Raw genomic sequence first — 12,487 nt, 5'->3', positions numbered from 1 at the left:
ATGCTCCTCCCACAAGACAGGAGACAAGCATGAGCGAAATCATCGCGCAGCCGGCGCACGGCTCGTCCAACATTCCCGATAGCCGCGGCATCAACTTCTTCACGAGCGACCCGGATTTCGCGCGCCTCATCAGGCTGCATCTCGGCGACGAGCTGTACCACGAACTCGAAAGCCAGCTCGTTGAGCTAGGCCAGCGCGCATCCGGCGAACTCGACATATGGGCGCTATCCGCCGACCGGAACCCGCCGCAATTGCGTCATCGCACGCGCCGTGGCGAAGCGCTGCAGAGCATCGACAAGCACCCCGATTACGTCGCGCTGGAACGCGTCGCGTATTCCGAGCTGGGGCTCGCGTCGCTGAGCCACGACACCCGCGACGGCAGGACACCGCCACCGCCGCTCGTCAAATACGCGCTGACCTTCCTGTTCGTGCAGGCGGAATTCGGCCTGTGCTGCCCCGTCAGCATGACCGATTCGCTCACGCGCACGCTGCGCAAATTCGGCGCGCCCGAACTGGTCGCGCGCTTTCTGCCGATGCTGGCCTCGCGCGATTTCGACACGCTGTTTCAAGGCGCGATGTTCATGACCGAACAGGCGGCCGGCTCCGACGTCGCGCGCATCGCCACGCGTGCGGCGCTCGAAACCGATGCGAACGGCGACGCGGCGTGGCGCCTGTACGGCGACAAATGGTTCTGTTCGAATGCCGACGCCGATCTGGCGATGGTGCTCGCGCGTCCCGACAATGCGCCGCCCGGCATCAACGGCCTCGGCCTGTTCCTGCTGCCGAAGACGCTGCCCGACGGCTCGCGCAACCGCTACCGGATCGTGCGTCTGAAAGACAAGCTCGGCAGCCGTTCGATGGCGAGCGGCGAGATCGTGCTGGAAGGCGCGCTCGCGTATCTGATCGGCGAAGTGGGGCGCGGCTTTCATCAGATGGCCGACATGATCAACATGTCGCGCCTGTCGAATGGCGTGCGCGCGGCGGGGCTGATGCGTCGTGCGCTGACCGAGGCGCTGCACATCGCGCGCCATCGCGAAGCGTTCGGCCGCAAGCTGATCGACATGCCGTTGATGCAGCGGCAACTAATGAAGATGATGCTGCCCGCCGAGCAGGCGCGCTCGATGTTCATACGCATCGCGCTGCTGCTGCCGCGGGCCGACGCGGGCGATCGCGAGGCGGCGAAGTGCGTGCGCATCCTCACGCCGCTGATCAAGTTCCGCGCCTGCCGCGACGCGCGCCGCGTCACCGGCGACGCGATGGAGGTGCGCGGCGGCACCGGCTATATCGAGGAATGGAGCGACGCGCGGCTCGTGCGCGATGCGCATCTCGGCTCGATCTGGGAAGGCACCAGCAACATCGTCGCGCTCGACATCGCGCGGGCTGCGAAGCGCGACGGTGCGCTTGAACCGTTGCGTGCCTACTTGCAAGACCTGCTCGGTGCGGCTGCTTTGCCTGCGACCAGCCTTGCGCTGCTGCGCTCGACCCTGACGCGCGCTTGCGACGCGCTGGCGAGCGTCGCCGAGTCGGGTCGCGACGAATGGGTTCGCCAGGCCGGCTCGGCGCTGTATCACGCGAGCACGGCGGTGCTGATGGCCTGCGAAGGCGCGCGCCTCGCGCCCGATTACCGGCGTCTCGCGCTCGCGCATCTGGTGGTGCGGCACAAGCTGTTGCCGTCCGATCCGCTCGACGCTCGCAGTGCGACGGACGACAGCGAAGTGATCGGCGCGCTGGTCGACGGCCGCGACGTGACGCTCGACGAGGCGCTGCAACTGCTGCCGGCCGGAGGCGCGCAATGACCGCATTCGTGAACCATGCAACGCAAGACAAGCAAGCCACCCAAACCACCCAAGGCGCACTACAAGGCATCAAGGTCATCGACCTGAGCCGCGTGCTCGGCGGTCCTTACTGCACACAGGCGCTCGCCGATCACGGCGCCCAGGTGATCAAGCTCGAACCGCCCGACGGCGACGAAACGCGCGGCTGGGGCCCGCCGTTCTACGGCGACACCGCGTGGTACTTCGCGGGCGTGAACCGCAACAAGCAGGGCATCGCGGTCGATCTGTCGCGCGACGAAGGACGCGCGATCCTGTGGCGGCTGCTCGAAGACGCCGACGTGCTGGTCGAAAACTTCAAGCCCGGCACGCTCGCGCGCTGGGGCATGGACTACGAGCGCGACTTGCGCGAACGCTTTCCGACACTGATTCACTGCGCCGTATCGGGCTTCGGTCCGGACGGTCCGCTCGGCGGCTTGCCCGGCTACGACGCCGCGATCCAGGCGATGACCGGCCTGATGAGCATGAACGGCGAGCGTGACGGCCCGGCCACGCGTGTCGGCCTGCCGGTCGTCGACATGGTGACGGGTCTGAACGCGCTCGCCGGCATTCTGCTCGCGCTCGCCGAGCGTGCGAAAAGCGGGCGCGGCCAGTCGATCGACATCGCGCTGTACGACTGCGGCGTGTCGCTGCTGCATCCCCATCTGCCGAATTATTTCGGCTCGGGCCGCACGCCGCAGAGAAGCGGCAACGCGCATCCGAACATCACGCCCTACGACAGCTACCGCACCGCGAGCGCGCCGATTTTTCTCGCAGTCGGCAACGACCGGCAGTTCGCGAAGCTGTGCGCGCATCTCGGCGCGCCCGAACTCGCCGACGATCCGTGCTACGCCGACAACCGCAGCCGCTGCGCGCATCGCGAGCCATTGAAGGCCGCGCTCGAAAGCCTGCTCGCCACGCACGACTGCGAACCGCTCGCGCAGGCGCTGATCAACGCAGGCGTGCCGTGCGGCCCGGTGCAAAGCGTCGATGTCGTCGCCAGGCATCCGCATACGTTGCATCGCGGCATGGTGATCGAAATGGGCGAGTACCGCGGCACCGCGTCACCGATCAAGCTCTCGCGCACACCGGCGACCTATCGCAATGCGCCGCCGTCGCTCGGCGCCGATACGCGCGACGTGCTCGACGCGTTGGGTATCGACGCGGCGACCCAGCAGCGTCTGTTCGAAGCGGGCGTACTCAAGGCCGACATGGTCCAAAGCTGACGCGCGCGTTTTTCCGGCGACGGCACGCAGAAGCCGCGCTTCTCACACAAGAACGATCTCGGAGACACAGACATGCATCGCGAGCCAGACGATCACGCAGCAACCCGGCAACCCAGGCGCGCGGCGGCCGCCGCGTTCGTCGGCACCACCATCGAGTGGTACGACTTTTACATCTACGCCACCGCGTCCGCGCTGATATTCGGCAAGCTGTTCTTTCCCGGCAGCGATCCGTTCTTCGCGACGCTCGCGTCGTTCGGCACCTTCGCGGTGGGTTTCTTCGCGCGGCCGTTCGGCGGGCTGGTGTTCGGCCATCTGGGCGACCGCATCGGACGCAAGAAGGCACTGGTCGCGACGCTCGCGATCATGGGCGTGGGCACCGTCGGCATCGGCTTCCTGCCCACTTACGCGAGCGCTGGCACCTGGGCGCCGGTGCTGCTGGTGCTGCTGCGCGTCGCGCAGGGCATCGCGATCGGCGGCGAGTGGGGCGGCGCGGTGCTGATGGCGAGCGAGCATGCCCCCCAAGGCAAGCGCACGTTCTTCGCGTCGTTCGCGCAACTTGGCAGTCCGGCCGGTCTGATCCTGTCGCTGCTGGCGTTTCGCGCGGTGGCGTCGATGGACAAGGACGCGTTTCTCGCCTGGGGCTGGCGCCTGCCGTTTCTCGCCAGCGCGGTGCTGCTGGTGGTCGGGCTGCTGATCCGCTCGGGTGTCGGCGAATCGCCGGAATTCGACGCGCTCAAGGCGCAGCGTCGCGTCGCCGCACTGCCCGTCGCCGAAGTACTGCGCGACGCGTGGCGCACCGTGCTGCTGTGTCTGGGTGCCAACGTGATCGGTGTGGCGGGCGCGTGGTTCGTCAACACGTTCATGCTCAACTACACGACGCAGACGCTCGGGCTCGATCGTTCGCTGATTCTCGATGCCCTGTTCGTGGTCGCGTTCATCCAGTTGTTCACGCAGCTGGGTTCGGGCTGGTTCGCGCAACGCATCGGCACCGGACGCTTCCTGAAGGGCGCGGCGGCGCTGGCAATGCTGTCGCCGTATCCGATGTTCGCGCTGGTCTCGACCGGGCGGCCGGTGGCGATCGTGATCGGCATCGCGCTGGCGGTGATGTGCATGTCGAGCTCGTATGCGGTGATGGCAGGCTTCATGTCGACCGCGTTCCCGGTGCGCGTGCGCTATTCGGCCATTTCGCTCTCGTACCAGATGTGCGCCGCGCTGGCCGGCGGCCTGACGCCCTTGATCGGCACCGTGCTCGCGCATCACTATCCGGGCGCGTGGTGGCCGCTGGCGGTGTTTTATAGCTGTCTCGCGGGCGTGTCGCTGGTCAGCATCGGCACGCTCGAACGCCGCAAGCGGGGCGCGGCGCATGGCGTCGCCGAAGCGGCCTAGGCGGTTTTCCGGCACACGGCCCGGCAGGCGGGCCGCGAACCAAGGCAAAGAAATCGGATTTTCGTGGTTAACCCCACGTCATGCGCGGCCGACATAATGTCATCCTCAAGCGCAAAAGCCGCCTGCCATCAAGGCGGATAGACCATGACGGGGGAAGTCATCATGCATCGCTTTCGATCGCTGGGCGTGGCGGCGGGCGCGGCCCAGTTCGCCGGCGCCGACATCCTGAGCAGAATCAGCACCGCCGCACGCCGGCCCGGCGCGGCGGGGGCCGTCGATCTCGTGTTCGAGCCGCGCTGCTGGCAGGGCGCGAGCGCGCCGGACACAGCGAACGTCCAGTTCAAGATCCACATGTTCGACACGATGCGCGAGCTGGAAAAGCGCGGCGTCGATGCGATCGTGCTGCCGTGCTTTCTCAGTCATACCTTCATCGACGAACTCTCGTCGAATCTCGCCGTGCCGGTCGCCAACATCATGACGGCGCTTACCGCGCACGTGCGGCGGACGTTTCCGTCGGCGCGACGGATCGGCGTGCTCACCAGCGGGGTGATCCGCGAAAACGGCCTTTTTGAACGCCATTTCGATGCCGCGCGGTTCGACGTGCTGCATCCGCGTCACGGCGCGGGTGTCGACTGCGTGACGAACGCCGTGTATGGCGACGAGGGCATCCGCACCGGCCGTCTGCATGGCCGGCCGGTGGAATTGCTGCGCGCGGCTTGCGCCGATCTGCTCGCGCAGGGCGCCCAGATCATCCTGCCGGGGCTGGCGGAAATCGGCCTCGTCCTGCGCGCGCTCGGGCCGCTCGGCGTGCCGCTCGTCGACACCAATCAGGTCTACGCGCGCCATGTCGCGGCGGCCCGCTATGCGCGAGCGGCGCGGCGCTTCAAGCTGGGCGTGGTGGGCGGTATCGGCCCCGCGGCGACCGTGGACTTCATGGCCAAGCTGGTGCGCAACACGCCGGCCGAGCGCGACCAGGATCACATCAAGGTGATGGTCGAACAGAATCCGCAGATTCCGGACCGCACCGAGGCCCTGCTCGACGGCGGCGACGATCCGACGCTCGCGTTGTATGCCGCCTGCAAGACGCTCGAAGAAGGCGGCGCGGATCTGATCGCGATTCCGTGCAATACCGCGCACGCGTTCGTCGAGCAGATCCAGCCGGCGCTGGGTGTGCCGATCGTGAATATGCTGACCTGTACCGCCGATTATCTGCGCGAGACCTTTCCGGGCCTGCGCGAAGTCGGCGTGCTGGCGACGTCGGGCACGCTGGCGAGCCGTGTCTACGAACAGGCGCTCGAGACGCGCGGCTTCACGCAGATTGCGCCGGCCGCGCCCGCGCAGGCGCGGCTGATGAACGCCATCTACGGACCGCGCGGCGCCAAGGCGGGCTACACGTCGGGCGAGTGCAGCGACGACCTCGCGGCTGCGGTCGACGACCTCGTCGCGCAAGACGTGCAGGTAATCGTGCTGGCCTGCACTGAGTTGCCGCTGCTGCTGCGCGACGCGGTGCTGGCGTGTCCCGGCGGACGGGTCGTGCGGCTCGTCGATCCGACCGAGGTACTGGCGAGACGGTGCGTGGCGTATGCGCTTGGCGAGGGTGGTGCGCGAACGCAAGCCGCGGCACCGGCGGCGGGGACGGTTCGCGTAGAAAGCGCGTACGGGTAGGGAGGCGAGGCACGCCCCAACCCTGGTTGCCGCTCCTCGCGCGCTCGAATCCTCGTTCCCAGATCGGCACAACGCTTGCTGTCGGGTCCAGCAGCGCGCGTGCTTCGCCGCCCTTCACGTCAGGACGCGGCTTGACCGCGCATCTTGGCGTGTGTCATGGAAAACTGTATAGATATACAGTATAGTATCCCGCTGCAACCTGAGGGCTTCAATGCACGCGCGGCGTTCGTCGCGCGTGCGTGCCGCCGTTCCCGGCTGCACCGAACTTGCGCGGTCGCGAGGCGTCCGTGAGAGGTGGCCCACTCATTCAGACATTCAGACGGTCGGAAAAATTGTCATCTAACGGCACTATCAAGATTCGCGGCGCGCGCCAGCACAACCTCAAGAACGTCGACCTCGACGTGCGAACCGGCGAAATGACGGTCGTCACCGGGCCGTCAGGCTCCGGCAAGTCGAGTCTCGTGTTCGACACGCTGTACGCGGAAGGCCAGCGGCGCTATGTCGAAACCTTCAGCGCATATGCCCGGCAGTTTCTGGATCGCATGGACCGGCCGCAAGTCGACCGGGTGGACGGTGTGCCGCCCGCCATCGCGATCGACCAGACCAACCCGGTGCGCAGTTCGCGCTCCACCGTCGGCACCATGACGGAACTCAACGACCATCTGAAGCTGCTCTACGCGCGCGCGGCCGAACTGTTCGACCGCCAGACCGCGCAGCAGGTGCGTCACGACACGCCCGAAACGATCTACGCCGAGCTGCTCGAGCGCACCGCGCAGCACGAGCCGCGGCTGGTCGTCACGTTCCCGGTCGAACTGCCGGAATCGGCCTCCGAGCAGGAAGTCGAGCAGTGGCTGTCGGCGAGCGGCTACACGCGCGTGCAGGCGCAGCGCGAAGTCGATTCGCCCACCGGCAAGCGCAAGCTGCTCGACGTGGTGGCCGACCGTTTCCGGCTGCGCTCGGTCGACAAGCAGCGGGTGGTCGAGGCGATCGAGGCGTCGCTCAAACGCGGCGGCGGGCGCGTCAATATCTACGTGTTGCCCGCCGGGTCGGAGGGGCCGCAGAGTCAGGACGCCGAACCGCAAATCTGGCGTTTCTCCACCGGTTTGCACAGCCCGGAAAGCGATCTGCGCTACGCCGACCCGCAACCCGCGCTGTTCTCGTTCAACTCGGCCTACGGCGCGTGCGAAGTCTGCCGCGGTTTCGGCCGCGTGATCGGCGTCGATCTGGGCCTCGTGATTCCCGACGCGCGCAAGACGCTGCGCGAGGGCGCGATCAAGCCGATGCAGACGCCTGCGTGGAAGGAGTGCCAGGACGACCTGATGCGTTACGCGGCGAAGGCCGACATCCGCCGCGGCACGCCGTGGGGCGAACTGACGGAGGCCGAGCGCGACTGGGTCATCAACGGTTCGCCGGACTGGAACGGCAAGTGGCAGAGCCATTGGTACGGCGTCAAACGCTTTTTCGAGTACCTCGAGTCCAAAGCGTACAAGATGCATATTCGCGTGCTGCTGTCGAAGTACCGCAGCTATACGCCGTGCGAAACCTGCGGCGGCGCGCGTCTGAAAACGGAATCGCTGCTATGGCGTCTGGGCAGCAAGGCGAATGCAGACGACGTGCTGCCGGCCGCTCGGCGCTTCATGCCGCGCGGCGTGCAGTGGACCCGCGCGCAGCTCGAAAGGCTGCCGGGTCTGACCGTTCACGACCTGATGCTGATGCCGATCGAGCGCATCCGCCGTTTCTTCGACGAGATCAGCCTGCCGAGCGCATTGCTCGACGACGCGCTGAAACTGCTGCTCGCCGAAGTGCGCACGCGCCTTAAATATTTGTGCGACGTCGGCCTCGGCTATCTGACGCTGGACCGGCAAAGCCGCACGCTGTCGGGCGGCGAGGTGCAGCGGATCAACCTGACCACGGCGCTCGGCACGTCGCTCACCAAGACGCTGTTCGTGCTCGACGAGCCGAGCATCGGCTTGCATCCGCGCGACCTGAACCGGATCGTCGAGGCGATGCATCGGCTGCGCGACGCGGGCAATACGCTGGTGGTGGTCGAACACGACCCGTCGGTGATGCTCGCGGCGGATCGCCTGATCGACATGGGGCCGGGGCCGGGCGAGCGCGGCGGCTCGATCATTTTCGACGGCGCGCCCGAGGCGATCCGCTCGTCCGGCACGCTGACCGGCGAGTACCTCGGCGGCCGCCGCCATGTCGCCGACGCGGCGCACTGGTCGCAGCGCGCCGTCGATGCAAGCACGCCGCGCATCGTGCTCCAAGGCGCGACGCAACACAACCTGCGTGACGTGACGGTCGAGATTCCGCTGCAGCGGCTCGTCTGCGTGACGGGCGTGTCGGGCTCCGGCAAATCCACGCTGCTGCAGGACGTGCTGTATCCGGCGATGGCGCGGCACTTCGGGCTCGCCACGGAATCGCCGGGCGCGTTCAAAAGCCTCACCGGCGCCGATCAGGTTACCGACGTCGTATTCGTCGACCAGTCGCCGATCGGCAAGACCGCGCGTTCGAATCCGGCCAGCTACGTCGGCGCGTTCGACGAAATCCGCAAGCTGTTCGCCAGGGCACCGCTCGCGCAGCAGCGCGGCTACGGCCCCGGCATGTTCAGCTTCAACTCGGGGGACGGCCGCTGCCCGACTTGCGGCGGCTCGGGGTTCGAGCACATCGAGATGCAGTTCCTGAGCGACGTGTATCTGCGTTGTCCGGATTGCGACGGGCGCCGTTATCGCGCGGAACTGCTCGAAGTGAAGATCGAGCGCAGTGAGCCGGCGCGTGCGTTGAGCATTGCGGACGTGCTGGAGCTGACTGTCAGCGAAGCCACCGCCTATTTCGCAAAGGATGCCGAAGTATTGCGCGTGTTGCAGCCGATCGTCGACGTCGGTCTGGAATACGTAAAGCTCGGCCAGCCGGTGCCCACGCTGTCCGGCGGCGAAGCGCAGCGCCTCAAGCTCGCGGGCTTCCTCGCGGAATCGGCGCAGGCGCGCGGTGCCCGCAGCGCGAAGCAGCCGGTCGCAAAGCGCCTCTTCATGTTCGACGAGCCGACCACCGGCCTGCATTTCGACGACATCGCCAAGCTGATGCAGGCGTTCGGCAAACTGCTCGCGAGCGGGCATTCGCTGATCGTGATCGAACACAATCTCGACGTGATTCGCGCGGCCGACTGGCTGATCGACCTCGGTCCCGAAGGCGGCGACGGCGGCGGCCGGGTGCTGTGCGCGGGCACGCCGGAAGACGTCAAGCAATGCGCGGAGTCGCATACCGGCGAGGCGCTGCTGCAGTACGACCGCGCAATGAGCGCGGCGGCCGAGCCGGAGTCGCAAGGCATGCCGCTGCAGAAGGCGCTGAGCGCGGCGCGCGCGCGCCGGGCGATCGAAGGCGAGGACGTGGTACGCATCGTCAATGCGCGCGAGCACAACCTGAAAGCGCTCGACGTGGACATTCCACACGGCAAGTTCAACGTGATTACCGGCGTGTCCGGTTCGGGCAAGTCCACGCTCGCGTTCGACATTCTGTTCCACGAAGGGCAGCGCCGTTATCTCGAATCGCTGAACGCGTACGCGCGCTCCATCGTGCAGCCCGCCGGGCGCCCCGAGGTCGACGCGGTGTACGGCATTCCGCCGACCGTCGCGATCGAGCAGCGCCTCTCGCGCGGCGGCCGCAAGAGCACCGTGGCGACCACCTCGGAGGTGTGGCACTTCCTGCGGCTGCTGTATGTGAAGCTCGGTTTGCAGCACTGCATTCACGACGGCACGCCGGTCACGTCGCAAAGCGTCGAATCGATCGCGGCACAGTTGCTGCGCGATCACAAGGGGCAGCATGTCGGCTTCCTTGCGCCGCTCGTCGTGAACCGCAAGGGCGTCTACACGGACCTCGCGAAATGGGCGAAGGCGCGCGGCAATACGCATCTGCGCGTCGATGGCGAGTTCGTGCCGGTGGACCCGTGGCCGAAGCTCGATCGCTTCCGCGAACATACGATCGAATTGCCGGTCGCCGACCTCGTCGTGTCGGCGGACCATGAAGCCGAATTGCGCGAGGCGCTCGAGCGCACGCTCGAAGTCGGCAAGGGCGTGATGCATCTGCTCGCGCCGCTCGACGGTCTGCACGACGCGCTCAACGGCGGCCATCCCACCGCGCCGCTCGGCACGGTGAAGGTGTTGTCCACGAAGCGCGCGTGCCCGGTGTGCGGCACCAGCTATCCCGAACTCGATCCGCGCATGTTCTCGTACAACAGCAAGCATGGCTGGTGCACGACCTGCGTGGGCACGGGCCTGTCGCTCACGCGCGAACAACGCGCCGCGTACGACGACACGATCGTCGTCGACGACAATCGCGGCCGCGAGCAGAGCTTGCCGTCCGAGGAGCAGGAACCCGAAGGCCTCGTCGACGAACCCTGTCCGGATTGTTCGGGCACGCGTCTGAACCCGACCGCGCGCGCGGTCACGTTCGACGCGCAGGCGATCGTCGACGTCGCGCAGTGGACCGTGTCCGATACGCGCGCGTGGATCGACAGCGTCGAGATGAGCGGCCGCGACGCGGAAATCGCGCGCGACGTGATCAGCGAAATCGGCAGCCGCCTGCAGTTTCTGGAAGAGGTCGGGCTCGGCTATCTGAGCCTCGATCGGGCGGCGCCGAGCCTGTCGGGCGGTGAAGCGCAGCGCATCCGGCTCGCCGCGCAGCTCGGTAGCAATCTGCAAGGCGTGTGCTACGTGCTCGACGAGCCCACCATCGGGCTGCATCCGCGCGACAACCAGATTTTGCTTAACGCGTTGCGCAAGCTCGGCGAGAAGGGCAATACGCTGGTGGTCGTCGAGCATGACGAGGACACGATCCGGCGCGCGGATCACATCATCGACATCGGGCCGGGTGCGGGCAAGCGCGGCGGCACGTTGATCGCGCAGGGCAGTGTGGCCGATCTGTCGTCGCAGCCCGATTCGCTCACCGGGCAGTTTCTCGCGAATCCGATCGTGCATCCGTTGCAGCCGCGCCGTGCAGTGGTCGCACCGGGCAAGCGCGCGGCCACGGTGCCGGAAAACTGGCTGACCGTGCATGGCGGCAAGCTGCACAACCTGCGCAACGTCACGGTGGGCATTCCGCTGTCGCGGCTGGTCGCGGTGACCGGCGTCAGCGGTTCCGGCAAGTCCACGCTCGCGCGCGACGTGCTCATGACCAATCTGCTGGATGCGGTCGGGCGCTCGGTGCTGTCGTCGCCGGCCACGCGGCGGGCGCGCGCCGCGGCCGAGGAGAAGCCGGCCGCGAACCGGCGTTCCAGCGTGCTGGCGCGCACGGCGCCGCGCGCGCCGCTGAACGTCACGCATGCGTGGCAAGGGTGCGAGTCGATCACCGGCTGGGAGAGCATCGACCGCGTGCTCGAAGTCGATCAGACGCCGATCGGCAAGACGCCGCGTTCATGCCCCGCCACTTACATCGGCGTGTGGGATGCGATCCGCAAGCTGTTCGCGGGCACGCTCGAAGCGCGTGCGCGGGGCTATACGGCCTCGCGGTTCTCGTTCAACACCGGAGACGGCCGCTGCCCGGCGTGCGAGGGGCAGGGCGTGCGCACCATCGGCATGAGCTTCCTGCCGGACGTGAAAGTGCCTTGCGATGTGTGCCACGGGCAGCGCTTCAATCCCGAGACGCTGGCGGTCACATGGCGCGGCAAGAATATCGGCGACGTGCTGACCATGGAAATCGACGAGGCTGTCGAGTTTTTCGCGTCCATCACGAACATCGGGCATCCGTTGCAATTGATGAAGGACGTCGGGCTCGGCTATCTCACGCTCGGCCAGCCGTCACCTACGTTGTCGGGCGGCGAAGCGCAGCGGATCAAGCTCGTCACCGAATTGAGCAAGGTGCGCGACGACATCACGCGGCGCGGTCAGAAGCCGCCTCACACGCTGTACGTGCTGGACGAGCCGACTGTCGGGCTGCATATGGCGGACGTCGCGAAGCTGATTCGCGTGCTGCATCGTCTTGCGGATGGCGGCCATAGCGTCGTCGTCATCGAGCACGATCTCGACGTGATTGCCGAGGCGGACTGGATCATCGATCTCGGTCCGGAAGGCGGCGTGGGCGGCGGGGCGATTGTCGCGGCGACGGACCCCGAAGGCCTGGCGCGTGTCGCGGCCAGCCACACGGGGGCGGCGTTGCGGACTGTGCTCGCGCGAACGCAGCAGGGTACGGCGGCCGTGGTGGCGGGCGAGGGAACGAACGGGTGACGAGCGGAAGTGGCGCAAACCGTGTTTGCGCCACACTTCGCAGTGTTTGTTCACGCGAAGCTTGCTGATCAGCGTGCCACGTTGTGCGGTCAAAGCGCGATCATGCGCGACTCATGGCCCATCATGATCAAGCCGCACTCATCGAGATACTTGGGCCCATGTCGGCCGGCGAAAAATT

General features: G+C 67.1%; 5 protein-coding genes. All 5 read left to right on the top strand.

What is annotated here, in order from left to right; genetic code table 11:
* The first annotated feature begins 29 nt into the window (after nucleotides 1-29).
* Complete coding sequence (locus tag B0G69_RS17245; protein WP_121318931.1) at nucleotides 30-1,796, top strand: acyl-CoA dehydrogenase family protein; 1,767 nt, start codon at nucleotides 30-32, stop codon at nucleotides 1,794-1,796.
* Nucleotides 1,793-3,037: a CoA transferase gene (locus B0G69_RS17240; RefSeq protein ID WP_121318929.1), complete on the top strand. Its 1,245-nt coding sequence runs from the start codon at nucleotides 1,793-1,795 to the stop codon at nucleotides 3,035-3,037. Before B0G69_RS17245 ends, B0G69_RS17240 begins: the two co-directional genes overlap by 4 nt.
* 72 nt (nucleotides 3,038-3,109) lie before the next feature.
* On the top strand, nucleotides 3,110-4,423 hold the full coding sequence (locus tag B0G69_RS17235; protein WP_121318927.1) for an MFS transporter: 1,314 nt from the start codon (nucleotides 3,110-3,112) through the stop codon (nucleotides 4,421-4,423).
* A 162-nt stretch (nucleotides 4,424-4,585) separates the two neighbouring features.
* Nucleotides 4,586-6,088 (top strand): amino acid racemase, encoded by a 1,503-nt coding sequence (locus B0G69_RS17230; RefSeq protein ID WP_121319509.1) that lies wholly within the window; start codon nucleotides 4,586-4,588, stop codon nucleotides 6,086-6,088.
* 332 nt (nucleotides 6,089-6,420) lie between these two features.
* Entirely contained in the window at nucleotides 6,421-12,309 is a 5,889-nt protein-coding gene (uvrA, locus tag B0G69_RS17225) for an excinuclease ABC subunit UvrA (RefSeq protein WP_121318926.1), read from the top strand.
* Nucleotides 12,310-12,487: the final 178 nt, after the last annotated feature.

Origin of the sequence: Paraburkholderia sp. RAU2J, from assembly GCF_003634845.1 — a bacterium.
GTDB classification, from domain to species: Bacteria; Pseudomonadota; Gammaproteobacteria; order Burkholderiales; family Burkholderiaceae; genus Paraburkholderia; species Paraburkholderia fynbosensis.
The sequence above is the reverse complement of the archived record's forward strand: the minus strand, read 5'-3'. Positions and strand labels throughout refer to the sequence as shown.